Below are 22,839 nucleotides of genomic sequence, written 5' to 3'. Positions count from 1 at the left end.
CCCGACCAGCCACCGGCCCGCACCGCTCAGGTGCGGGCCGGGCCGCCGTGCCGCAGACTGCGGCTGTGGGAGAGCGGCGGCAGCGCTTCGAAGGGTGGATCGCCGGGGTCGGCACGGGCTCCGGCACCCGCCTGGTGCTCGGGCACTGGGAACGGTCGCCGTTCGGCGCGTTCAGCGATGTGATGGTGGAGAACGCCGACGGACGGCGCATCCTGCTCGCCCCCTCACCGGAGGTCGCCGCGTACGTGGCCGCCACCTACCGGTTCGAGGAGGTGGTGGTCGTACCGGTCCAGGTCACCGTGGCGGGCCGGCGGTGGCAGGCGGCGGCCGGGCCGCTGCGACTGGAGTTCACGACGGGGCCCAGGACCCCGCTGGGGGTGCTGCTGCGCGCCGTACCCGTACGCCTCGCCCGTTGGCCCGCCTGGGCGGCCCTGCTCGACGGACCGGCGCGGCTGCTCCCCGGAGTCCGTACCCGGGGGAGCGCGGGCGGGGGACGCCGGGAGTGGTACGGCGCCCACGACCTGCGGCGGATCACCTCCGCCCGGGCCACGTGGCAGGACCGGGAACTCGGGCCGCTCGCGCCCGTGGAGCCGCCCGTCGCCTTCGGGTTCGGCTCCACGCCGCGCGGGCCCGCGCTGGTGCGGGTGACGACGACCGTGGAGACGGGCCCGTCCCGCCCCCGGAGGCGCGCCGGGGGCGGGTGACCCGGCTCCGCTCAGCCGATCCTGTACCGCAGGTTGGCCTTCACCTCGACCAACCGGGCCTCCGAGATGTACAGCGTCACGCTGCGGGCGCCGGAGGCGTTGTTGGTCCAGTGCACCGCGTACCCGGAGCCCGGCGAGACCCGCTTCGAGGCGAGGTTGCCCGAGGAGTTCTTCAGGCCGACGGTCAGCGCCTTGCCGCCCGAGGAGACGAGCTCCACCGAGACGGTCCTGCCGCGCGGCACCGAGAAACTGCGGCAGTTCTTGGCCGAGGTGTTCTTCGGGAGCGCGCAGCTGAAGTTGACCGGCGCCGCCGCCCGGGCCCCGGTGGCGGCCGGAGCGGTGGTGGGGACGGCCGGGGCGGCGGTGGCCACCGGCCCGAGGAGCAGGCCGCCGGTGAGGAGGGCGGTGGTGAGCAGGGGCAGACGACGGGGCAGGCGCATCGGTGTCTCACTTCCTCGTGGTCGATCGGCGGGTCGGCACCCGCCGGACCGAAGCTGCCACCTGCCCGCCGGACGGTGCCAGGCGCCGCCCGCAGCCCGGGGCCACACGGGACGAGGCACCTCCTGACCTGCGGAAAGGGGCGTCCGCACGAGCATGTGGCGGGACGCGTGGGACGGCCGGGAGGCTCTGGCGGAGGGCCGCTCTGCCGGTGGCGAATCTGCCACCGGCAGAGAACGGGTTCCGCCCGCCCGGCGGCGGCGAGAGTGAGGCCACCGGGGCGCGTCGGCGTCCCGCACCGGACCTGAGGAGAACGGACATGGCGCCCTCTCACCCCGCCTGGTCGGCCGCTGACGCGGAGACCGCCCCCACCCGCCACGACGACCAGCTCGCCGGACAACTGCTCAGCCAGCGCATCGTGCTGCTCGGCACCCAGGTCGACGAGACCTCCGCCAACCGCGTCTGCGCGCAGCTCCTCCTGCTGTCGGCGGAGGACCCGCGCACCGACATCAGCCTGTACGTCAACAGCCCCGGCGGCTCGGTCACCGCCGGGCTCGCCATCTACGACACGATGCAGCTGATCCCCAACGACGTGGCGACGCTCGCCATGGGATTCGCCGCCAGCATGGGCCAGTTCCTGCTGACGGTGGGCACGGCCGGCAAGCGGTTCGCCCTGCCCAACGCCCGCATCATGATGCACCAGCCCTCGGCGGGCATCGGCGGCTCGGCCGCCGACATCGCGATCCAGGCGGAGAACCTGGAGTACACCAAGCGCGCCGTCGAGCGGCTGACGGCCCGGCACACCGGGCGCAGCGAGGCGGAGATCAGCCGGGACAGCGACCGCGACCGCTGGTTCACCGCCGAACAGGCCAAGGAGTACGGCATGGTGGACCGGGTCGTGCACACCCTGGACGACGTCCGTCCGTCCGGCGCGCGGCGGAAGGCGGGGATCTGACATGGCGCAGTACACCATCCCCACCGTCGTCGAACGCACCGCGCGCGGCGAGCGGGCCTTCGACATCTACAGCAGCCTGCTCTCCGAGCGGATCATCTTCCTCGGCACCGAGATCGACGACGGCGTCGCCAACGTCGTCATCGCCCAGCTCCTCCACCTGGAGTCGGTCCAGCCCGACCGGGAGATCTCGCTGTACATCAACTCGCCCGGCGGCTCGTACACCTCGCTGATGGCGATCTACGACACGATGACCTTCGTGACCTCGCCCCTGTCGACCTTCTGCGTCGGGCAGGCCGCCTCCACCGCCGCCGTGCTGCTCGCGGGCGGGGATCGGGGGCGGCGGCTGATCCTGGAGCACGCCCGGGTGCTGCTCGGGCAGCCGGCCAGCGGCGGCAGCCAGGGCACCGTCTCCGACCTGAGCGTGCAGGCCAAGGAGGTGGCCCGGGTGCGCAGCCAGACCGAGGAGGTCCTCTCGCGCCACACCGGGCACAGCGTCGAGCGGCTGCGGGCCGACATGGACCGGGACAAGGTGTTCACCGCCGAGGAGGCGGTCGCCTACGGCCTCGCCGACGAAGTGCTCACCCGCAGGCGGCCGTCGGGCTGAAGGAGCCGGTGGGGGCGTCCCCGGTACGGGGGTCCGGGGGCGCCCCCGCCGCCGGCGGAGACCGGCGGAGAGGCGGCCGGCCTTCCGGCCGCGGAGAAGTCAGGCGGCCAGCCTGACCTCCGCCCGGGCCGGGCCGTTCCCCGCCGACGTGCCGCGGGGGAGCCGGGTCACGGCCGCCACCGGGAGGGTCGCCGCCGAGGTGGCGGAGGCCTCGGGGCGGGCGGTCCGGTCGGCCGGGACCAGGCCGCGCCGGGTCAGGGCGAGCAGGTCGGCGAGGCTCAGCCCGAGGGCCCCGGCGGCGGCCGCCAGCACCTCGGAGGACGCCTCCTTGCGGCCCCGCTCGATCTCGGAGAGGTACGGCATGGAGATCCGCGCCGTCTCGGAGACCTCCTTGAGGGTGCGGCCCTGCGCCTGCCGCTCCCCACGCAGGGCGCCGCCCACCACCTGCCGCCAGAGAGGTTCCTTCGCCGCCTGCTCGCGCGCGCGGGGGCCGGGGCCCCGGCGCGCGTCCCGGTTCTGGTTCGCCACGTGGTCGCTCACCGTCCCAGCGTAGGAGTGCGTGGGCGCGGTGGGGACCGGTACGCGTTCCGCCCGCGGCGAACCAGGCGGATGGGGTGGCTCCGGTTGGGCGCGGCGGGCGGCGCCGCAAAGCGGCCGCGCCCCCGGTACCGCTGGTCGCGGTACCGGGGGCGCGTCGGTACGTCAGGGGAGCGGCGCGGATGCGTCAGGCGGCGTCGTTGGTCGTCACCCGGACGTAGTCGACGACGAGTTCCTGCGGGAACGTGGTGTTCCCGTCGGGGTCGCCGGGCCAGTCGCCGCCGACGGCGAGGTTGAGGATCAGGAAGAACGGCTTGTTGAAGACCCACGGGTTGCCGCCGACGTCGGCGGGGGTGCGGGTCTGGTAGACCTGACCGTCCACCGACCAGCTGATGCGGTCCGGCGACCAGTCCACGGCGAAGGTGTGGAAGCCGTCGGCGAACACCTCGCCGTTCGGCAGGGTGTACCCGGCGCCGATGCCGCCGCCACCGGAGTAGCCGGGGCCGTGCAGCGTGCCGTGGACCGTCGACGGCTCGAAGCCGACGTTCTCCATGATGTCGATCTCGCCGGAGGCGGGCCAGCCCACCTGGCCGAAGTCGGCGCCGAGCATCCAGAACGCGGGCCACATGCCCTGGCCGCGCGGCACCTTCAGCCGGGTCTCGACGTGGCCGTACTCGGCGTCGAACCGCTCGGCCGTGTTGAGCCGGGCCGAGGTGTACTCGCACCGCCCGTACCAGCACTGGTAGTCGCTGGGGTTCTCCTTGCGGGCGGTGATGACCAGGTTGCCCTGGCCGTCGAGGGCGGCGTTGTCGGCGCCGGAGGTGTACCACTGGCGTTCGTGGTTGTTGACGTTGTCGCCGGTCTCCAGCTGCCAGCGGCCGCCGTCGACAGCCGAGCCGGCCGGGCCGTCGAAGTTGTCCTCGAAGGTGACTGCCGCTGCGCGGGCGGGGGTGGCCGATGTGTCGGCCGCTGCCGTTGCCGCGGGGGCCAGCAGGCCCGCGGTGCAGAGCAGGGAGGCCGCCCAGAGGGCGGTGGGGAGGCGTCGGGAACGGTGCACGGTGGCATCACATCGCTTCACGAGTAGTCGTGTCCATGTCAATGCGGTGGGGGGAGTGCCAGGGGGGTGCTGCGCTTGCTCGGTGGGGCTTCGCGGTGCGGGTGGAGCGTGACGGCGGGCCGGGATGGGTGCCCCGGTCGTTCCTTCACAGGTTGATTGAAGGGGTGTCCTGCGCGGGCGTCAAGGGTTCGCGTTCCAGAACCTTTTGAAGTCGAGGGGGGTGGGGCGCGCCGCGTGGGCGAGGGTGTCTTCATGTCGTGAAGGAGGCGCCCCGGTGTGTGCTGCGGATTCGCCGCCGCCGAGGGGTGGCCGCTGTCCCGAAACGCATCAAGCGCCGGCCGGGCTGGGTAGGGGTGGTGCGTCGTTCGGCCGCCTCCGGTCACGGATGGCCTCAAGCGCCGGCCGGGCTTCAGAGGGCGCCCCGTCCGCGAGGGCATGTCGGAGGGCACCCCGGGCACGCGCCCAGAGACCGAGGCGGGACGCCACAGGTGCCCGTTTATGTGAGGAATGTCTTACTTTGGAGAGCGTGGGTCCAGAGCGACCCCGACCGACGTAGACCCGGAAGGACGAACATGAGCGACAACGGCACAAGCCGTGTCCTGGCGATCGTGACCAACTACGGCGTCGAACAGGACGAACTGCTGGTCCCGGTCCGGCACCTGCGCGACCACGGCACCCCCGTCGACGTGGCCGCGGTGTCCGCCGGCGAGATCCGCACCCTGGTGGGCGACAAGGACCCCGGCGATCCGGGCCAGGCCGACCTCGCCCTCGCCGACGTCGACCCGTCCGGCTACGACCTGCTGCTCATCCCGGGCGGCACGCTCAACGCCGACTCCCTGCGACTCGACGACGCGGCCATGGACATCGTCCGCGCCTTCACCTCGTCGCAGCGCCCGGTGGCCGCGATCTGCCACGGCCCGTGGGCCCTGGTGGAGACCGGCGCCGTCAAGGGCAAGCGCCTCACCTCCTACGCCTCTCTGCAGACCGACGTGCGCAACGCCGGCGGCGAGTGGGTGGACGAGGCCGTGGTGACCGACGACAGCGGCGGCTGGACGCTGATCACCTCGCGGACCCCCGACGACCTCAAGCAGTTCCTCCAGGCCGTCGACAGCACCCTCACCGCCTGACCCCGGCCCGGCGGTGGCATCGGTGGCCCGCCGTACGGTGCGCGTCCGCGCGTACTGTCCGGCGGGCCCGTGTGCGTGGCAGCATCGGTCGCTGTGACCGACATCCCGCGATCCCTGTACCCGGAACCCGCCGGCGCGCGGAGGCTCACCGTACCCGCGGCCCGTACGGCGCCCGGCGCGGGGGCGGGACGCCGTACGGGGTGGAACCGTCACTCCTGGCGGGCCGGTTCGCCCGTCGCGGAGGAGACGTCGGCCAGGACGGAGCGGCCCGACGGGGTCAGCCGCAGGATCGGCACCGCCTTGTCGCGCGGGTCGCCGTTCTTCTTGAAGGAGAGGAAGCCGCTCGCCCCCGCCACCTGCTGCGCTCCGGCCATCTGATGGAACATCCGCGCGACCGACGGGCCGGTGACCTTGTCCTGGCCCTGCCACTTGGACGCCATCTCGACCCCCTTCGCCGCGGTGAGGACCGCGTCGTGGCCCATGATGTCCTGCCCGTCGTACCGGGCGTCGTCGGGGAACCACGTGTCCAGCAGGCCGTCGGGGAGGAAGTTGCGGACCGACGGCTCGGAGACCGCCTGCGGGTTCTTCCGGTACATGTCCTGGTGCGCGAGGCCCGTGTAGTACACCTGCACGCCGGTGCGCGCCGCGTCGGCGAGCTGCTGCGGCGTCAGGTTGGTGGTGTCGTCCCCGGTCAGCACCGTGAACTCGCGCTCCTTGCAACTGCTGCGGTTGGCCAGCGCGTTGAGGAAGTGCGCCAGGTGCCTGCCGCGCCCGGCGAAGTACACCGCCTCCGGCTTCTCCTCGCAGAGGTGGCCGGGGATGTACCGCAGCTCGCCCTCCCAGGCGCTGGGGACCGACGAGTCGTACGACAGCGAGTCGCCGACCAGCCGGTGGTTGCCGTCCGGGTACTCCTCGCGGAACGCCTGTGCCAGGGTGGCGGCGTAGAGGTTGGACTTGGCGTCGTCCTGGACCACCGCGGCGGTTCTGAAACCCTCCCGCTTCAGGTACGCGGCCCCCGCCCGGGCCTCGTCGACGTTGGTCGGCGCCACCCGCACGAAGCCGCCTATGCCCTTGATGTCGGTGGCCGTCATGATGCTCGCCACCGTCGCCACGTCGTTCTCGGAGAGCTTCTTCAGCGCGTCCAGGTTCCGTTCGGTGCTCGGCCCGAGCCCGGCGACCGCGACCAGCCGGTCCGGCTCGTCCGTGCGCTCCAGCAGCCGGTCGACCGTGTACTTCCACTGCGCGGAGTCGCTGCCCGTGTTGGCGACCAGCAGCCGGATCTTCGGCGACGCCGACAAGTCCCCCTGGTTGTGCCGGTACTGCGCCAGATAGGCGCCCTGCAGCTCGTGGCGGACCGAGTCCTCCGAGTTGCTGTCGTCGTCGGTGAGGGTGAAGGAGGTCAGGTACGCCACCGAGACGTACGGGTGCTTGTCGCCCTCCGCCTCCACCCGCGCGTTCTCCTTGGCGATCAGCTTCTGCACGTCCTCCAGGTGCGGCCCGAAGACGTGGCCGCCCGCGGTGACGCCGACGCACTCGTCGTGCGGGCCGCGCCGTACGACGTCCTCGTGGCAGGTGGCCCGCGCGCTCTGCCACCAGTTCCACGCCACCACGCCCGCCACGGCCAGCACCCCGGCGGCCACGACCCCCACCACGGTGCGGATCACCAGGTGCAGCGGCCATTCGATCCTGCGCATCCGGCCCTCAGCTCCCGTCCGTCGTCGTGCGCGAGGGGCGCCAGTGCAGATAGCGCTCCGACTCGTTCAGCAGGGCCACGTTGTCGCTCCTGCCCAGCCGCGAGAGCTGGATGAATCCGTCCGCCAGCACATGGCCCAGCCGCATCCCCGGGTCCGCCAGCGGGTCGCTCCACAGCCAGCGCGCCGCCACCAGGCCGCGCACCACCGACCGGCCCGTCACGGCGCCGCCCGGCTCGGGCGGTGCCAGGGCGGCCAGCAGCTCCAGCGGCCCGCCCACGCTCGCCAGCCGGTTCGGGGCCGCCGTGACCTTGTCGAACTCACTGATCCAGGTCGTCGCCGGCAGCGCGGTGAACCGGGTCAGCAGGTGGTCGGTCACCTCGTCGAGGCGGCCGGTCGCCAGCAGGTGGTACATCCGGTCGGCGGTCTTCCCCGCCTCCAGGGCGTGCTCCGCCAGCAGGTCGTGCGCCGCGTCCCAGTCGCTGGGCCGGGCGGCGAGCTTCCACAGCAGCAGCCGCCGCAGCCACGGGTGGAGCGTCGGCGTGAACGCCCCGGGTCCGTCCATCAGGCGGCGGATGCGCAACTGGGTGAAGAGCGCCTCGCCGTGCCCGAGCACCTGCGTGCCCACGTACAGGTCGGGCGCGGCCGCGCACTCGGCGAGCCGGTCCCGCTCCCGCTGGTCGAAACCGTCGAGCAGCGAGTCCAGCGCCGCGTCGGCCAGCGTCCGCTGCGCCTCGCCGACCAGTACGATCCGGTCGGGCAGCGTCCGCAGCCAGCGCTCCTGGGCGGGGCCGGGCGCGCGTTCCCCGTCGGCCTGCTGGAGTGCCTGGAGCACCTGGCTGACCGCCTTCGGCAGCCCGCCGGTGAGCCGGTGGACGAAGGGCGTCAGCCGCGTGAAGGGCGACAGGCCCGGGTGGGTGTGGAGCTGCTTCTCGACGAGGGTGTGCACCTCCTCCTGCTGGAGGTCGCGCAGCCTGATCGGGTACCACCAGGTGTCCTCGCCGTCCCGGGGCGGCCGGTGCGCCCGCCAGTCGTCCAGCGACGCCCCGTCGGGCACCCGCAGCTGCCACGGCCACTGCTCACCGGAGGCCGGGCCCCAGCGCGGCAGCCACCGGTTGCAGCTCGCGACCACCGTCAGCGGGTCGCACGGGCCGCTCGCCACCACGGTGTCGTCGTGGCGGGCCCGCAGCAGCAGGTCCAGGAAGCGGCGCCCGTACCGGGTGTCGGCCTGGTCGAGCAGGAGCAGGAACGACCGCGGCGAGAACGACGGCGCGGCACCGCGCCGCAGATCCTCCAGGAACGCGGAGAAGAGGATGCGGTCGAGGCGGTCCCGGTCCTCCTCGTGGCCCCGGTGGCGCCAGGAGTTCAGCTCGGTCAGCGCCTCCCAGCGGTCCTGGCCCCGGGTGAGCGGATGCGCGCCGTACCAGTGGGCGGCCTGCCCGAAGCGGTTGCCGCCGGGCAGCCGCCGACGGCCGCGCCGCAGCGCGTCGTTGAGCAGGGCGAGGGCTGCCGTCGAGGCGCCCTCGGGCGCGCCGACCGCACCGCCCGCCACCTCGAAGAAGGCGGCCAGGTAGTCGCCGTAGCGGTTCTCCGCCTGCTGCTGGAAGTGGCGCAGCCGCTGCTGGATGGAGCGCCGCCCCTCCTCCAGCGAGGTCATCGACAGGTCCTCGTCGGAGGCGAGCAGACCGAGGGTGAGCAGCGGGAACGACGTCCGGCGGTACTGCGGCAGCCGCCGCTCCAACTGCCGAGCCAGCAACCCCAGCGCGTACCTCGGCAGCAGCGCCTGCCCGGGGGCGAACCGCAGGTAGGCGAAGGGGTACGAGGGCCCGTACCGCTCCATCAGCGCGCTGTGCGTCTCGCTGGCGCCGCTGCCGCGCGGTCCGAGCAGCACGGTCACCGGTCGTTCCTCCTCAGGCGGGCGGCCCAGCGACTCACCCGTCAGGGACACGATCCCCCAGCGCCCGAGGACGCCCGCGCCCACCGCCGAATCCGTCACCTTGCCGAGTCCCCCTCCCGTCCGTGCTGAGCCCTCCGCGGCCTGACCGCCCAAGCGCGGTGCCCGGTCCGGCACCGCCGAGGCGTCCGGCGCGGCCTCGCGTCCCCGTGGCCCGTCCGGTCCCGGCGCCCCCCTGCGCTTCCCGTACCCTCCGTCGGCGTCGGGGACGCCTGCCCATGACTGTGGTCCGCGATGGTACGCGCGTAGCTCACGCTTGCGAAACACCTTTAGGGGCACGGGTGTTGAGGAAACGGGCGCGCGGGGACCCGGCAGATGCCCGTACGGGCGTCCGCCCCGCCCCCGCCCCCACAGAACGCCAGGACCACCAGCCCCAGCAGGCCGGCACCCGCCACCACGAACGGCGGCGCCAGGAACTCGGCCGCCGCCCCGGCCGCCGCGAACCCCAGCCCCTGGCCGGCCATCAGCCCGGCCAGGGCCAGCGTCAGCGTCCTGCCGCGCAGTTCGGCCGGAGCCGCCTCCAGGGTCCGCTGGTCCAGCGCCATCGCGTACGGGTAGCCGAGCCCGCTCAGCACCAGCAGCGCGGTGGCGGCCATGAGCCCGGGACGGAACGCGAAACCCAGCAGCGGGACGAAGATCAGCACGGCGGACGGGACGAGGAGCCGTGCCCGGGTGCGGGGGCTCAGCAGCGTCCCGTACAGCAGCTCACCGGCGACCGACCCGGCCGGAGCGGCGCAGAGCAGCAGCGCCGCCCCGCCCGGCCCCGCGCCCAGCTCCGCCGCGTACGGCGCCGCCAGCGCCTCCGGAGCCACCGCGAGGGCCGGCGGCAGCCAGGTCAGCAGGAGCAGCGGGCGCAGCCCGGGCACCGCCAGCACCCGCCGGACCCCCGCCAGCGAGGCGCGGGCCACCGACCCGCCCGCCGGCAACCGGGCGGCGCGGCGCCGCGTCCCGTACCGCAGGACCAGGGTGGCCACCGCGAAACCGGCGGCCGAGGCGAGCAGGGCCTGCCCGGCGGGGACCGCGAGAAGCAGCAGGCCGCCGACGGCGAAGCCCGCGACCTGCGTGGACTGCGAGACCAGGCGCAGCAGCGAGCGGCCGAGCGGGTAGCCCCCGGCGGGCAGCAGGTCGGGCAGGGCCGCGGCACGGGCCCCCTGGAAGACCGGCGCCGCGATCCCGAGGACCAGCACCAGCGCCAGCAGTGCGGGGACCGGCAGTCCTGGCAGCGCCATGGCGGCCGCCATGGCGCAGCTCAGCGCCTGGCAGGCGACGAGCACGTCTTGGGCCGGGTACCGGTCGGCGACGGCCGACAGCAGGGCCGCGCCGAACAGGTACGGGGTGAAGCCGAGCGCGAAGGCGAGTGACGCCAGCAGGGCGGAGCCGGTCCGCGCGTACACCAGGACCGAGAGGGTCAGCTGGACGACGACGCCGCCACAGGTCGCGAGGGTCTGGGCGAGCAGGAGGGCGCGGAACTCGGGCACGGCGAGCACCGTGCGGTACGAGGCCGGGCGGGCGGGCACGGCCGGGGCACCCCGGTGGCCGGGGGAGTCGTGGGTCGGCATGGCCCGGAGCCTGCGGGCGGCGCCGCACCCGGTTCAATGGATTCGTGCCGGGCCGAATCCTCAGGGCCGGAGCGGAGGAACGCGGGAGGGAGTGCCGTGGCCGTACGGCTTCAGGTGGGAGAGGCGGACCTGCTGCGCTGCCGCTTCGCGCTCTCGCCGCTGTGGGAGACGGTGGCGGCGGTGCGGACGCTGGGCGAACCGCGCCGCCAGGCGTACCACCTGCCGTGGCTGCGCGAGGTGGCCGCGGGCCACGACCCGGCCAGCACCGCCCCGCTCGCCCTGCTGCTGCCGCGCACCGGAAGCACCCCCGACTTCCTCACCCCGCCGCCGGCCGGGCCGCACGCCGACATCGAGGAGGAACTCGGCCGGGTCGCCGCCACCCCGCTCGCCCGGGTCGAGGCGGAGCTGCGGCGGTCCCTGCACGGACCCGGCCGCGACGCGCCCCCGCCGCCCGAGGCCGCCGCCCGCCTCCTCGCCGACCCCGGCCGCACCCTGAGCGAGCTGACGGCGCTGCTGCGCGAGTGCTGGCAGCGGCTGCTGGCGCCCCGGTGGACGCGGGTGCGGGACCTGCTGGACGCGGACATCGCCGTACGGTCGCGGGGGCTGGCCGAGGCCGGGCTGCGGCGGACACTCACCGGGATCCATCCGGGGATCGGGTGGGAGGAGCCGGGGACGCTGCGGGTCGAGGCCGCCCACCGCGCCGTGCGGCGGCTCGACGGAGCGGGGCTGCTGCTCGTGCCGAGCGCCTTCGTCTGGCCCGCTCTCACCGTCGTCACCGATCCTCCCTGGCAACCCACCCTCGTCTACCCGGCGCGCGGCGTCGGCGAGCTGTGGCGCGGCGGTCGCCCGGACACGCCCCGCGCCCTCGCGCGGCTCCTCGGACGGACCCGCGCCCTGCTGCTGGCCGCGCTGGACGAGCCCGCCACCACCTCCCGGCTGGCCCGCGCCCACGGCCTCAGCCCCGCCACCGTCTCCGCCCACCTCACCGCGCTCCGCGAGAGCGGCCTGGTCACCCGGCGCAGGCTCGGCCGCTCGGTCGCGTACGCCCGCACCCCGCTCGGCCTAGCCCTCCTGCGCGGAGGCGCGGGCGAGGAGCCGCAGACGGCGGCGCCCCCGCCCCGGTGACGGGACGGGGGCGCGGGCCTGGCCGGGGAGGGACGTCAGCAGACGCTGTCGGTCGGCTTCGGGTTGCCCAGGCCGAAGAAGGGGCGCAGCTTCAGGCCCGCCCAGGTGCCCGCGATGGCGACGGCGCCCCAGAGCCAGCCGTGCAGCGAGCCCGAGGCGATGCCCGCGAGGTAGGCGCCGATGTTGCAGCCGCCCGCCAGCCGTGCACCGACGCCCATCAGCACACCGCCGAGCACCGCGGCCACGGCGGTCCTCCCCGGGATGCCCCGGTGCAGGGTCCAGACGCCTCCGGCCGCCGAGGCGAGGGCGGCGCCGATCATGATGCCGATGTCGGTGAGGCTGTTCTTGTCCGTCAGGACCGGGCCGGAGAGCTGCGCGGCGTTGCCCGGCTGCTGCCAGAACGCCCAGGTCTCCGGGGAACCGCCGAGGAAGCCGACGACCTTCGAGCCCCACAGGGCGAAGGCGCTGGTGATGCCCCAGGCGCCGCCCGAGACGAGCAGCACGGCCGCGCCGAGCACCGCCAGCACCACCGCGCCGACGGCCAGCGGCCACGAGCCGCGCACCACGCGGGCGAGCGTGCCCCGCGCCGACGGCGGCGCGCCGACCGGCGGCGGGTTGCGGCGGGCCTGCACGGTGCGGGCGATCCACCAGACGGCGGCCAGCGCCAGCACGGTCACGGCCCACGACCCGAACCAGCCGACGTGGTCGGAGAGCAGGACGGGGTCGAGCGCCGGAAGGTCGCTCCACAGGCCGAACTGCCACGCGGCCAGCGTCGACCCGCCGATGAAGCCGAACAGGGTCAGCACGATCGAGGACTGCCCGGAGCCGACCGCGAAGAGCGTGCCGGAGGCGCAGGCGCCGCCCAGCTGCATGCCGATGGCGAAGACGAACGCCCCGATCAGCAACCCGATGCCGAGCGGGCCCGCGCTGGGCGCCGGGGTGGAGCCGAAGAGCCCGGTCCCGGTGCCGATGATCAGCGCGAAGAGGGTGGCGGTGGTGCCGAGCAGCAGGGTGTGGGCGCGCAGCCCGGTCCCGTTGCCGACGGCGACCAGCTGCCGCCAGGCCGAGGTGAAGCCGAAGCGGGAGTGGAACAGGGCGTAGCCGAGGCCGGTGCCCAGCAGGAGCAGCACACCGGGCTTGGCGCCGTGCCGCGCGAAGACGTACGCGGAGAGCAGCACGCCGACGACGGCGGCGACGGTCAGCGGTAGGCGGCGCACGGCGGGGGCGGTGCTCGCCTCGGGGGCGGGCGCCGAGGTGGGGGAGGGGGTGATCAGGGCGGCGCGGGGCGGCGCCCCGGCGGGGGGAGCGGTGGTCACAGCGGTACTCCGGGGGGAGGCAGGGAGGCCGGACAGTACAGGCGGTCACGCGCCCCGGGGCAGGGGGAGGGGCGCGGGGAAGCTAGCTGCGACAGAGCGCGTCGTCCACGCTCCACGGCGTGGCCGCGAAGAGGGCGAGCGCCAGACGGCGTGCGGGTCCGAACATGTGCGCCACTGTAAGGACGGCAGGGGCGATGTGGGGAATGTGTCTCGCATCGCGAGAAGGAAAATGAGACGGGGTGGGGTGCGCCTGGCTTCGGGGGGCTGGTGCTGAGTATCCGCATGGACGGAAAATGCCAGGTCAGGTCGGTGTGCCCGAGAAGGCGGGTGAGCGGGCCCGTCGCATCCCGGACCGGGCCCGTCCACGGCAGGGCCGGACGCCCGCGTTCCCTGTCCGGGATGCGGACGCCCGGCCGGGCGTCCGCGCGGGTCAGCTCATCGCGTCCACGCCGGTCAGGGCGCGGCCGATGATGAGCTTCTGCACCTGGCTGGTGCCCTCGTACAGCGTGAGGACGCGGGCGTCCCGCAGGTACTTGCCCACCGGGTACTCGTCGATGTAGCCGTAGCCGCCGAAGACCTGGAGGCAGTTGTTGCTGACGCGGACGGCGGCCTCGCTCGCGTGGTACTTGGCCACCGAGGCGTCGGTCGCGTACTCCTTCGGCGTCGCCCCGGCGTCCGCCATCCGCGCCACCTGGTGGGTCAGCAGCCGGGCGGTGCGCACATCCACCTCCGAGTCCGCCAGCAGCTCCTGGACCAGCTGGAACGAGGCGATCGGCTTGCCGAACTGGGTGCGCTCCCTGGCGTACCGCACGGCCGCGTCGACGGCGCCCTGGGCGAGGCCGACGGCGCCCGCCGCAACCGAGATCCGGCCCCGGGAGAGGGTGCCGAGCGCGATGCCGAGGCCCCGGCCCTCCTCGCCGAGCCGGGCCGAGTCGGGCACGCGGACGCCCCCCAGGGCCAGCTCGGCGGTGGCCTGGCCGCGCAGGCCGAGCTTGCCGTGGATCTCGGTGGCGGTGAAGCCGGGGGTGTCCGTGGGCACCAGGAAGGCCGTCAGGCCCTTCTCGCCGGTGCGGGCGAAGACCAGTGCCACGTCGGCGACGGTGCCGTTGGTGATGAAGATCTTGGCGCCGTCGATGACCCAGTCGCCGCCGTCGCGGACCGCGCGGGTCGACACCGACCCGGCGTCCGACCCGGTCCCCGGCTCGGTCAGCGCGAAGCAGCCCAGCGCCTCGCCCGCCGCCAGCCGGTGCAGCCACTCGGCCTTCTGCTCGTCGGTGCCGTGCGTGGCGATCGTCTTCGACACCAGCCCCAGCGACACCGACACGATCCCGCGCACCGAGGAGTCACCGCGCCCCAGCTCCTCGGTGACCAGCGTGTAGGAGAGCATGTCGGCCTCCACGCCCCCGTACTCCTCGGGCAGGGTCAGGCCGAGGATGCCCAGCTCGCCCAGGCGCTTGACGATGCCGGGGTCGACGCGCTCCGCCCGGTCCCAGTCGCGCACGTGCGGCACGATCTCGTTGTCGACGAACTCCGCGGCCAGGGACCGGAAGTCGCGCTGGGTCTCGGTGAGGCCGAAATCCCTTGTCAGCACGGTGTGTTCTCCTTCAGCGCGCCGACACGCCGGGCGTGTCGGACGGACGGGTGGGTGCGGGTGCGGGTGCGGGTGCGGGTGCGGCGGGTGGCGCGTCCGGCCGGTCAGCCGTACGCCGCCTCGGGACCGGTGCCCGGATCGGTGAGCGCCACTCCCAGCCGGGCCCGTTCGGCGACCCAGCGGGTCGGCCGGTGGCGCGGGTCGCCGGTCGCGGCGAGCAGCGCCTGCTGGAGTGCGAGCAGCCTGCCGGGACCGACGAGGTCGCCCCAGGCCAGCGGGCCCCGCGGGTAGCCGAGCCCGGCCGTGACGGCGGTGTCGATGTCGGCGGGCCGGGCCAGCCCGCGTTCCGCGACGGAGGCGGCGACCGAGACGATCGAGGAGAGCAGCCGCTGCGCCACCGAACCCGCCGTGTCCCGTACCGGCGTGACGGTGTGCCCGCCCGCCGCCAGCACAGCCCGGGCGTCCCGGGCCGCCTCGGGGGCGGCGGCCGGTGTCACCGACAGCACGCGGCGGGGCCGGTCCACCGAGAGCGGGTCGACACCGAAGCTCCGGTCGCCCGGCAGCCCCAGCTCCGCGACGGCCTGAGCGACGCTGCCGCCCCACACGGGGACGAGGACGAGGGCGCCCGGCACCTCCTGACCCTCCCGCAGGAGCTCGGCCCCGTCCGCCGCGAGGGCGTCGCGCAGGGCCCGCACGTCGGGCCCGGTCCCGGCGATCCGCACCGCGCGCCGGGCGTCGCCGGTGACCGGCGGTTCCGGCGCGGGCTCCGGCGCGTCCGGCCCGTAGCGGTAGAAGCCCTGGCCGGTCTTGCGGCCGTGCAGGCCGGCGGTGACGCGGTTGGGGGTGAGGAAGGAGGGGCGGAGCCGCTCGGAGTGCCGGAACCCCTCCCAGATCGTGTCGATCACCCTCGACGTGACATCGAGACCGGTCAGGTCCATCAGCTCGAACGGGCCCATCCTCAGGCCCAGCACGTCCCGTGCGATCCGGTCCACCGCCTCGACGGGAGCGATCTCCTCCTCCAGCAGCGCCAGCGCCTCGGTGACCAGGCCCCGGCCCGCGTGATTGATGAGGAAGCCCGGTGTGTCGGCGACGGTGACGGCGGCGTGGCCGGACGCCCGGACCGTCCCGGCCAGCCAGGGGGCCAGCTCCGGCCGGGTGCGGGCGCCGGGGATCACCTCGACCACCTTCATCAGCGGCACCGGGTTGAAGAAGTGCAGCCCGATCAGCCGCTCCGGCGCGCGGAGCCCGGCGGCGATCCGGGTCACCGGCAGCGAGGAGGTGTTGGTGGCGAGGACGGCGGTGGCGGGCAGCACCTCCTCAAGGCGGCGGAACAGCTCCGTCTTGACGGCCAGCTCCTCCAGCACCGCCTCGATCACCAGCTCCACCCCGTCGCCGGGCGCGTCCGGGGCGTCGAGCGGGACGAGCCGCGCGGCCGCGCCGTCGGCCTCGGCCCGGCTCATCCGCCCCTTCTCGGCGGCCCGGCCCAGCATCCGGCCGACGAAGGCGACCGCCTCGTCCACCGACTCGGGGCGGGCGTCGCCCAGCTCCACGGTGTGCCCGGCGGTCACCGCCCACTGGGCGATGCCCCGGCCCATGACTCCGGCGCCGACGACTCTGATGCGCATGACGGGGTGCTCCTCGGTAGGGGTGACGGTGTACGGGAGGGAGAGGGTGGCGGGGTGGCCGCGGTGTCAGCGGAGGTAGACCCGGCCCGGGTCGACGTCCTCGCGCAGCAGCCGCAGTTCGGCGGCGGACGGCGGCTCGATCACCGCGACCTCGTCGGCGACGGCCAGCTCCCAGCCGGTCGCCTCCCGCACCTGGCCGACCTCGACCCCGGGGTGGACGGCGGTCAGCCGCAGTTCCTCCCCGACGCCGGCCCGCTCCAGCAGCCCCAGGTCGGTGACGACCCGGGTGACCCCGGAGCCCAGCGGCCGGATGCCGTCGGCGAGCGCCCGGTCGGGCCCCGGGGAGGTGCAGAAGTCCAGCTCGGCCGTGAACGAGCGGGGCGTGTGGCGGCGCATCACCACGAAGATCTCCCGCGCGTTGGCCATCACCTCCATCGCGCCGCCCGCCCCCGGCAGCCGTACCTGCGGGCGCTCCCACTCCCCGATGACCGAGGAGTTGAGGTTCCCCCACCGGTCGATCTGCGCGGCACCGAGGAACCCCACGTCGATGTGGCCGCCCTGCAGGACGCTGCCGAAGAGCGTCGCCATCGGCAGCACCGCCTCCGCGCCGGTGATGAGGACCGCGTCGGCGATGGTCTCGGGCAGCTGGGCGGGGTGCGCCCCGCACACCCCGGACTCGTAGACGATCTCCAGCCCCGGCGCCACCGTCAGGTGGGCCAGCGACGCGGCCAGGGTCGGCAGCCCGATCCCGGCGAAGACGGTGCGGCGCCCGGCCAGGGCCCGGGAGGCGACGACCGCGAGCAGTTCGGAGGAGGTCGCCCCGGTCGCCGGGGCGGAAGCGGCCTCGGGCGCGGTGGCGGGCGGGGGAGCGGTGGTCATCGGCGGGACTCCTTCGGCGCGTGCGGGGGCGGGACGGGGGCGTGGGCCGGGCCGGCGCTCACAGCCGCCGCCCGTAGTCGACCTGCCCGCTCAGTGCCTCGCCCACGGCGAGTCGGTCACGGAAGTGGTCGGCGAGCTTCGCCGCGTACTCGGCGTGGTCGCGGGTGCCGTACACCCACTCGTCCAGCCAGGCGCGCAGCCGCTCGGGGTCCTTGCTGATGTGGGACCAGGAGCGGTAGAAGGCGTTGTCCCGGTCGTAGTAGCCCTGGGCGAAGGACGGGTGGGCGCCGCGCGGGCACTCCACGACGGCGTCCACGGCGTGGGCGGGGACCGCCGTGCGGTTCGGGTCGGCGCGGACCACCTCGTCGGCGACGATCTCCTCGACCACCACCACGGCGCGCTTCGCCGCGTACACGGCCTCCGCCTGGACGCCGGTGAGCCCCCAGATCTGGGTGTTGCCGAGCCGGTCGGCGCGTTGGGCGTGGATGAAGGTCACGTCGGGGTTGACCGGTGGGACCACGTAGATCTGCTCGGGCTCGCCGTCCGGACCCGGGTAGGGGGAGGTGACCTTGCGCAGCGCCGGGTTGACGCCGGGCAGGTCGCTGCCCGCGTAGCTGCGGAGCGGGAGGAAGGGGAGGCGCTGGGCGCCGGCCTGGTAGCGGCAGACCATGCCGTGGTGGCTGTACTCCTCGAACTCCAGCGGCTCGGGGTCGGCCCGCTCCACGCGGCGGCGCAGCTCGCCGAGGGAGCCGGCCGAGGAGTTGCCGACGAACGACGACACCAGGCGCTTCACGCAGCCGCCCGCCAGCATCTGGTCGACCACGATGTCGGCGGTCATGCGGACCACCGTCAGGTCGCGGCGGCGCTGCCGGATGATCTCGTGCCCGGCGGCCGTGGGGATGAGGTGGGTGAAGCCCTCCAGGCAGACCGTGTCACCGTCGTGCACGAACGCCGCCACGGCGTCCCTCATCGACATGGTCTTGTCCGGCGGGGCCACGGATCGTTCCACGGCAGGCAGCTCCTCGGCGCGTACGGTTCGAAAGGCGCGCCCCCCGGAGGGCGGCCGGGTCTCACGGTGCCAGCGACTATTGATTGCCGTCCAATACCGAATTAAGGTCACATCAAGACGCTCTGCTGAACAATCCCCCGGCGGTCCGTGCCTGGTGACCCACCCGCTCCGGCCGTCCGCCCGCCGCCCCGCCCCCCGGGGCCGGCCGTACCCGCGAGGAACACCGTGGAACTGCGCTATCTCACCGCCTTCGTGGCCGTCGCCGAGGAGCTCCACTTCGGACGCGCCGCCAAGCGGCTCCAGATGGCGCAGCCGCCGCTCAGCCAGCAGATCCGCCAGCTGGAGAAGGAGCTGGGCGCCCAGCTCTTCGAACGCAACACCCGCTCGGTCCGCCTCACCAGCGCGGGAGAGTCCTTCCTCGGCCCCGTCCGCACCGTCCTGGACGACCTCGACCTCGCGGTCCGCGCGGTGAAGGCGGCCGGACGCGGTGAGTACGGCCGGGTCACCGTCGGCTTCGCCGGGGCCTCCAGCCACGAGGCGCTGCCCCTGCTCACCGGCGCCGTCCGCGCCGCCCACCCCGGCATCGAGCTCGTCCTCACCGGCCAGACCTACGCCGACACCGCGCTGGCCCGCGTCGCGGAGGGCAGCCTCGACCTCGGCTTCGTCCGCCTCCCGGCCTCCCGGCCCGGTGTCCGCACCCGGGTCATCGGCGAGGAGGAGCTGATCTGCGCCCTGCCCGGCGACCACTCGCTGGCCGCCCGGAAGCGCATCGCCCTGGCCGACCTCGCCGACCAGCCCTTCGTCAGCTTTCCCGCCAACGCGGGCTCGAGCCTCCGCGACGCCATGGTGCGCGCATGCGAGAGTGCCGGGTTCACCCCGCGCGTCGTCCAGGAGGCCCCCGACTCGCACACCATCCTCGCCCTGGTCGCCGCCGGTGTCGGGGTCACCCTCACCCTCACCTCGGTCCAGCACGTCCAGTCCACCGGCCTCGTCTACCGCCCCCTGGACGCCGAACCGGTCCGCCTGCACGCGGCGCTCGCCTGGCGCGCCGACAACCCCTCCGCCGCCCTGCGCAGCGTCCTCGCCGTCGCCGAAGATGCCCTGCCCACCCCGCCCGGGGCCGCCGGGTCGATTGAGACGCCCACCGTCTCAGTCAGCGAGTAACTGAGTATTGGAAGTCGCGGGCCCGGCAGTGCGAGGGTCGACGCGGGCCCGGCCCCTGGCAGCAGGGGCGGCCCGCGCACCCGTACGCACCTCAGGAGGCCCCGCCCCATGCCCGCAGCCCCGTCCCCCACCGCGTCCCCCGAGGACATCGTCGTCTGCGCGCCCCTGCGCACCCCCATCGGCCGGTTCGGCGGCGCCCTCGCGGGCCGGCGGCCCGCCGCCCTCGCCGCCCACGTCGTCTCGGCCGTCGTCAAGGAGAGCGGCGTCGACCCCGACCGGATCGACGAGGTGATCCTCGGCCATGCCTACCCGACCAGCGACGCCCCCGCCATCGGCCGCGTCGCGGCGCTCGACGCGGGCCTGCCCGACCGGGTGACGGGCGTGCAGATCGACCGGCGGTGCGGCTCCGGACTCCAGGCCGTCATCGACGCCGCCCTCCAGATCGGCGGCGGCTTCAGCGAGGTCGTCATCGCGGGCGGCGTCGACGTGATGAGCGCCGCCCCCTACTACACGCACGAGGGCCGCTGGGGCATCCGCGGCCCCGGCCTCCAGCTCCACGACTCGCTCGCCCGGGGCCGTACCGAGGCCGGCGGCGTCCACCACCCGATACCCGGCGGCATGATCGAGACCGCCGAGAACCTGCGCCGCGCCTACGCCGTGACCCGGGAGGACCAGGACGCGCTGGCCCTCAGCTCCCAGCGCCGCGCGGCCGACGCCATCGCGGCGGGGCGCTTCACCGACGAGACGGTCCCGGTGCCCGTCCGCACCCGCAAGGGCGAGACCCTGGTCGACACCGACGAACACCCCCGGCCCGACACCACCGCCGAACAGCTCGCCGCGCTCAAGCCCATCCTGCGCGCCACCGACCCCGAGGCGACCGTCACCGCGGGCAACGCCAGCGGCCAGAACGACGCCGCCGCGGCCTGCCTGGTCACCAGCCGCGCCACCGCCGAACGGCTCGGTCTGGCCCCCCTGGTCCACCTCGTCTCCTTCGCCCGCACCGGCGTGCCCGCCGAGACGATGGGGCTCGGCCCGGTCGCCGCCACCGCCGCCGCCCTGCAGAAGGCCGGGCTCACCCTCGCCGACCTCGACCTGATCGAGCTGAACGAGGCCTTCGCCGCCCAGACCCTCGCCTGCACCCGCCTGATGGGGCTCACCGCCGACGACCACGAGCGGATCAACGTCAACGGCTCCGGCATCTCGCTCGGCCACCCCGTCGGCGCCACCGGCGCCCGCATCCTCGCCACCCTCGCCCACGAGATGCGCCGACGGGAGGCCCGCTGGGGTCTGGAGACCATGTGCATCGGCGGCGGGCAGGGGCTCGCCGCGGTCTTCGCCCGCGCCTGACCGCGCACCGGCTCTCCGGCCTGCCCCCGGGCCGCTCCGTACGCGGTCCGCGCGCCGCGCCGCGCCCGCGTGGACCGCGTGCGTACGGGACGGTCCGGCCGGCCCCCGGTGAGACCGGAACCGTCTCACTGCATCAGCTATTTGGTATTGGACCGCTCTCGGTGCCGCCTGGCACCGTAGCGGCCATCACACCGGAGGCCACCGGGGCGGGACGCCCCCGAGGCTCCGCGTGCCGAGGCCGTCCCCGAGGCCCGCCCCCACCCCACCCCTTCCTCGATCAACGCTGCCCATGGGAGCCGTCATGAGCACCACCGCCGACCAGGCGCGGAGCAAGACCGCCCGCCGCGCGGGAATCGGAGCCTTCATCGGCTCCACCATCGAGTGGTTCGACTTCTACATCTACGGAACCGCCGCCGCCCTCGTCTTCGACAAGGTGTTCTTCCCCGAACTCGAAGGCGCCCTCGGCACCCTCGTCGCCTTCGCCACCTTCTGGGTCGGCTTCCTCGCCCGTCCGCTCGGCGGCATCATCTTCGGCCACTTCGGCGACAAGCTCGGCCGCAAGACGACCCTGGTCATCACCCTGCTGCTGATGGGCATCTCCACCACCGCGATCGGGCTGCTGCCCAGCTACGCCAGCATCGGCATCGCCGCCCCGATCCTGCTGGTCTGCATCCGCATGATCCAGGGCATCGGCCTCGGCGGCGAGTGGGGCGGCTCCGTGCTGATCGCCTCCGAGCACGCCCCCAAGGGCAAGTCGATCCTCTACGGCGCCTTCGCCCAGCAGGGCTCCCCTGTCGGCAACACCCTCTCCACCCTCAGCTTCCTCGCCATCAGCCAGCTCCCGGACGACGCCTTCGTGGCCTGGGGCTGGCGGGTGCCCTTCCTCGCCTCGGCGCTCCTGGTCGTCGTCGGCCTCTTCGTCCGGCTCAAGGTCACCGAGTCGCCCGCGATGGCCCGCGTCATCGAGAAGCGCGAGACCGCCAAGGTCCCGCTCTCCGAAGTCCTGCGCAGCCACCCCATGCTGATCGTCCTCGGCATCGGCGCCTGCACCATCGGCCTCTCCGCCACCTACTTCAAGTCGACCTTCGCCCTCTCCTGGGCCACCACCGACCTGAACTTCGACCGCAGCGCCTTCCTCACCATCATCCTGGTCGCCAACATCACCCAGATCGTCGTCCAGCCCTTCGGCGCGGTCCTCGCCACCCGGATGCGCAGCTGGTCGCGGGCGGTCACCTTCATGCTGGTGCCCGAACTGGTCCTCATGCCGCTGATGTTCGTCCTCATCGGTACCGAGAGCTACGGCTTGGCCATGCTCGGCGTCGCCGTCGCCACCATCCCGCACTGCCTCTACTACGCGGCCCTCGCCGGGATGCTCGCCAGCCGCTTCCCCGCCCACCTGCGCTACACCGGCATCTCGCTCTGCTACCAGCTCTGCGGCACCCTCCTCGGCGGCACCACCCCGATCATCGGCCAGTTCCTCCTCAACCAGACCGGCTCCATCACCGCCGTCATCGCCTACGCCGTCTTCCAGGTCGCCCTCACCCTCGGCTGCATGCTCCTGCTCCTCAAGCGCCGCAACTACGAGGAGCAGGACGAGGCGCCCCGCGCCGCCGCCCCCGCCGTCGCCACGGCCTGACCCGGCCTCACCGGCCTCGCACGCAGAAAGGCGGCACCCGTTGCCCCGTACCGCCCACGGCATCGACGAGATCACCGCCCTCGCCGGCCAGGACCTCGGCCACTCCCGCTGGTGGGAGGTGAGCCAGGAGACCATCGACACCTTCGCCGCGGTCTCCGGCGACAGCCAGTGGATCCACACCGACACCGCCCGCGCCGCCTCCGGCCCCTACGGACGGACCATCGCCCACGGCTACCTGGTACTGAGCTGGGGCATCCCGATGTTCGCCGAACTCCTCCAGGTCACCGGCGTCGGCATGGCCCTCAACTACGGCGTCAACAAGGTCCGCTTCCCCGCGCCCGCCCCCGTCGGCAGCCGCGTCCGCCTGCACGCGACGGTGGCCTCGGTGACCCCGGTCAAGCGCGGCGGCGTCCAGATGACGCGGGCCTTCACCTTCGAACGGGAAGGCGGCGACAAGCCGGTCTGCGTCGCCGAGTCGCTGACCCACTTCTACCCGTGACGGCCTGACCTGTCGCCGGCGA

The 22,839-nt window shown here is 74.3% G+C and carries 20 protein-coding genes; 9 read left to right on the top strand and 11 right to left on the bottom strand.

Going from position 1 to position 22,839, the window contains the following annotated elements; all coding sequences use genetic code 11:
* The first annotated feature begins 65 nt into the window (after positions 1 to 65).
* A complete protein-coding gene (locus tag ACFWMZ_RS22795; RefSeq protein WP_383203771.1) occupies positions 66 to 704 on the top strand; it encodes a hypothetical protein in 639 nt (212 codons plus the stop codon).
* An 11-nt stretch (positions 705 to 715) separates the two neighbouring features.
* Here the strand turns inward: ACFWMZ_RS22795 and ACFWMZ_RS22790 are convergent, their stop codons facing one another.
* The gene (locus ACFWMZ_RS22790) at positions 716 to 1,144 is read right to left on the bottom strand and encodes a hypothetical protein (RefSeq protein WP_383203768.1); all 429 of its coding nucleotides are present in this window, start codon (positions 1,142 to 1,144) and stop codon (positions 716 to 718) included.
* A 317-nt stretch (positions 1,145 to 1,461) separates the two neighbouring features.
* Between ACFWMZ_RS22790 and ACFWMZ_RS22785 the strand changes: the two genes are divergently transcribed.
* Positions 1,462 to 2,097: a ClpP family protease gene (locus tag ACFWMZ_RS22785; RefSeq protein WP_383171692.1), complete on the top strand. Its 636-nt coding sequence runs from the start codon at positions 1,462 to 1,464 to the stop codon at positions 2,095 to 2,097.
* A gap of 1 nt (position 2,098) precedes the next feature.
* Positions 2,099 to 2,701 (top strand): ClpP family protease, encoded by a 603-nt coding sequence (locus tag ACFWMZ_RS22780; RefSeq protein ID WP_383171694.1) that lies wholly within the window; start codon positions 2,099 to 2,101, stop codon positions 2,699 to 2,701.
* 99 nt (positions 2,702 to 2,800) lie between these two features.
* Here ACFWMZ_RS22780 and ACFWMZ_RS22775 read toward each other — a convergent pair whose 3' ends face one another.
* Together ACFWMZ_RS22775 and ACFWMZ_RS22770 are read right to left on the bottom strand one after the other, a co-directional pair.
* Entirely contained in the window at positions 2,801 to 3,241 is a 441-nt protein-coding gene (locus ACFWMZ_RS22775; RefSeq protein ID WP_383171696.1) for a helix-turn-helix domain-containing protein, read from the bottom strand.
* A 184-nt stretch (positions 3,242 to 3,425) separates the two neighbouring features.
* Positions 3,426 to 4,295: a family 16 glycosylhydrolase gene (locus ACFWMZ_RS22770; protein WP_383171698.1), complete on the bottom strand. Its 870-nt coding sequence runs from the start codon at positions 4,293 to 4,295 to the stop codon at positions 3,426 to 3,428.
* Between the two features lie 572 nt (positions 4,296 to 4,867).
* On the opposite strand from ACFWMZ_RS22770, the gene ACFWMZ_RS22765 reads away from it, so the two are divergent.
* Entirely contained in the window at positions 4,868 to 5,422 is a 555-nt protein-coding gene (locus ACFWMZ_RS22765; protein WP_383171700.1) for a type 1 glutamine amidotransferase domain-containing protein, read from the top strand.
* Positions 5,423 to 5,631: 209 nt separating this feature from the next.
* Here the strand turns inward: ACFWMZ_RS22765 and ACFWMZ_RS22760 are convergent, their stop codons facing one another.
* The 3 genes from ACFWMZ_RS22760 to ACFWMZ_RS22750 all read right to left on the bottom strand — a co-directional run bounded on the left by ACFWMZ_RS22760 (position 5,632) and on the right by ACFWMZ_RS22750 (position 10,626).
* On the bottom strand, positions 5,632 to 7,116 hold the full coding sequence (locus tag ACFWMZ_RS22760) for an ABC transporter substrate-binding protein (protein WP_383203765.1): 1,485 nt from the start codon (positions 7,114 to 7,116) through the stop codon (positions 5,632 to 5,634).
* Positions 7,117 to 7,123: 7 nt separating this feature from the next.
* Entirely contained in the window at positions 7,124 to 9,010 is a 1,887-nt protein-coding gene (locus ACFWMZ_RS22755) for a hypothetical protein (protein WP_383171704.1), read from the bottom strand.
* A gap of 326 nt (positions 9,011 to 9,336) precedes the next feature.
* A complete protein-coding gene (locus ACFWMZ_RS22750; RefSeq protein WP_383203762.1) occupies positions 9,337 to 10,626 on the bottom strand; it encodes an MFS transporter in 1,290 nt (429 codons plus the stop codon).
* Positions 10,627 to 10,722: 96 nt separating this feature from the next.
* On the opposite strand from ACFWMZ_RS22750, the gene ACFWMZ_RS22745 reads away from it, so the two are divergent.
* Positions 10,723 to 11,751: a DUF5937 family protein gene (locus ACFWMZ_RS22745; protein WP_383203760.1), complete on the top strand. Its 1,029-nt coding sequence runs from the start codon at positions 10,723 to 10,725 to the stop codon at positions 11,749 to 11,751.
* 35 nt (positions 11,752 to 11,786) lie between these two features.
* Here ACFWMZ_RS22745 and ACFWMZ_RS22740 read toward each other — a convergent pair whose 3' ends face one another.
* The 5 genes from ACFWMZ_RS22740 to ACFWMZ_RS22720 form a co-directional block, all read right to left on the bottom strand.
* Positions 11,787 to 13,067 (bottom strand): YeeE/YedE family protein, encoded by a 1,281-nt coding sequence (locus ACFWMZ_RS22740; RefSeq protein ID WP_383171710.1) that lies wholly within the window; start codon positions 13,065 to 13,067, stop codon positions 11,787 to 11,789.
* Positions 13,068 to 13,497: 430 nt separating this feature from the next.
* Complete coding sequence (locus ACFWMZ_RS22735; RefSeq protein WP_383203757.1) at positions 13,498 to 14,658, bottom strand: acyl-CoA dehydrogenase family protein; 1,161 nt, start codon at positions 14,656 to 14,658, stop codon at positions 13,498 to 13,500.
* Positions 14,659 to 14,762: 104 nt separating this feature from the next.
* On the bottom strand, positions 14,763 to 16,283 hold the full coding sequence (locus ACFWMZ_RS22730; protein WP_383203754.1) for a 3-hydroxyacyl-CoA dehydrogenase NAD-binding domain-containing protein: 1,521 nt from the start codon (positions 16,281 to 16,283) through the stop codon (positions 14,763 to 14,765).
* 66 nt (positions 16,284 to 16,349) lie between these two features.
* A complete protein-coding gene (locus ACFWMZ_RS22725) occupies positions 16,350 to 17,162 on the bottom strand; it encodes a CoA-transferase subunit beta (protein ID WP_383171716.1) in 813 nt (270 codons plus the stop codon).
* 58 nt (positions 17,163 to 17,220) lie between these two features.
* Positions 17,221 to 18,138: a CoA transferase subunit A gene (locus ACFWMZ_RS22720; RefSeq protein ID WP_383172006.1), complete on the bottom strand. Its 918-nt coding sequence runs from the start codon at positions 18,136 to 18,138 to the stop codon at positions 17,221 to 17,223.
* Positions 18,139 to 18,396: 258 nt separating this feature from the next.
* Here ACFWMZ_RS22720 and ACFWMZ_RS22715 point away from each other — a divergent pair, with 258 nt between their 5' ends.
* The 4 genes from ACFWMZ_RS22715 to ACFWMZ_RS22700 all read left to right on the top strand — a co-directional run bounded on the left by ACFWMZ_RS22715 (position 18,397) and on the right by ACFWMZ_RS22700 (position 22,817).
* Entirely contained in the window at positions 18,397 to 19,335 is a 939-nt protein-coding gene (locus ACFWMZ_RS22715) for a LysR family transcriptional regulator (protein WP_383203751.1), read from the top strand.
* Positions 19,336 to 19,443: 108 nt separating this feature from the next.
* Positions 19,444 to 20,682: an acetyl-CoA C-acetyltransferase gene (locus ACFWMZ_RS22710; RefSeq protein ID WP_383171720.1), complete on the top strand. Its 1,239-nt coding sequence runs from the start codon at positions 19,444 to 19,446 to the stop codon at positions 20,680 to 20,682.
* A 301-nt stretch (positions 20,683 to 20,983) separates the two neighbouring features.
* The gene (locus tag ACFWMZ_RS22705) at positions 20,984 to 22,318 is read left to right on the top strand and encodes an MFS transporter (protein WP_383171722.1); all 1,335 of its coding nucleotides are present in this window, start codon (positions 20,984 to 20,986) and stop codon (positions 22,316 to 22,318) included.
* A gap of 40 nt (positions 22,319 to 22,358) precedes the next feature.
* On the top strand, positions 22,359 to 22,817 hold the full coding sequence (locus ACFWMZ_RS22700; RefSeq protein WP_383203748.1) for a MaoC family dehydratase: 459 nt from the start codon (positions 22,359 to 22,361) through the stop codon (positions 22,815 to 22,817).
* The last annotated feature ends 22 nt before the right edge of the window (positions 22,818 to 22,839 follow it).

It is taken from the genome of Streptomyces sp. NPDC058373 (assembly GCF_042723275.1).
In the GTDB taxonomy this organism is placed as follows: Bacteria; Actinomycetota; Actinomycetes; order Streptomycetales; family Streptomycetaceae; genus Streptomyces.
Note: the sequence above shows the minus strand (reverse complement) of the source record. Positions and strands in the feature narration are given on the sequence as shown.

Excerpts from the sequence above, each read along its gene's own strand:
- ACFWMZ_RS22790 (WP_383203768.1), bottom strand. The coding sequence starts at position 1,144 with ATGCGCCTGCCCCGTCGTCTGCCCCTGCTCACCACCGCCCTCCTCACC.
- ACFWMZ_RS22785 (WP_383171692.1), top strand. The coding sequence starts at position 1,462 with ATGGCGCCCTCTCACCCCGCCTGGTCGGCCGCTGACGCGGAGACCGCC.
- ACFWMZ_RS22780 (WP_383171694.1), top strand. The coding sequence starts at position 2,099 with ATGGCGCAGTACACCATCCCCACCGTCGTCGAACGCACCGCGCGCGGC.
- ACFWMZ_RS22765 (WP_383171700.1), top strand. The coding sequence starts at position 4,868 with ATGAGCGACAACGGCACAAGCCGTGTCCTGGCGATCGTGACCAACTAC.
- ACFWMZ_RS22760 (WP_383203765.1), bottom strand. The coding sequence starts at position 7,116 with ATGCGCAGGATCGAATGGCCGCTGCACCTGGTGATCCGCACCGTGGTG.
- ACFWMZ_RS22750 (WP_383203762.1), bottom strand. The coding sequence starts at position 10,626 with ATGCCGACCCACGACTCCCCCGGCCACCGGGGTGCCCCGGCCGTGCCC.
- ACFWMZ_RS22730 (WP_383203754.1), bottom strand. The coding sequence starts at position 16,283 with ATGCGCATCAGAGTCGTCGGCGCCGGAGTCATGGGCCGGGGCATCGCC.
- ACFWMZ_RS22725 (WP_383171716.1), bottom strand. The coding sequence starts at position 17,162 with ATGACCACCGCTCCCCCGCCCGCCACCGCGCCCGAGGCCGCTTCCGCC.
- ACFWMZ_RS22720 (WP_383172006.1), bottom strand. The coding sequence starts at position 18,138 with ATGTCGATGAGGGACGCCGTGGCGGCGTTCGTGCACGACGGTGACACG.
- ACFWMZ_RS22710 (WP_383171720.1), top strand. The coding sequence starts at position 19,444 with ATGCCCGCAGCCCCGTCCCCCACCGCGTCCCCCGAGGACATCGTCGTC.
- ACFWMZ_RS22705 (WP_383171722.1), top strand. The coding sequence starts at position 20,984 with ATGAGCACCACCGCCGACCAGGCGCGGAGCAAGACCGCCCGCCGCGCG.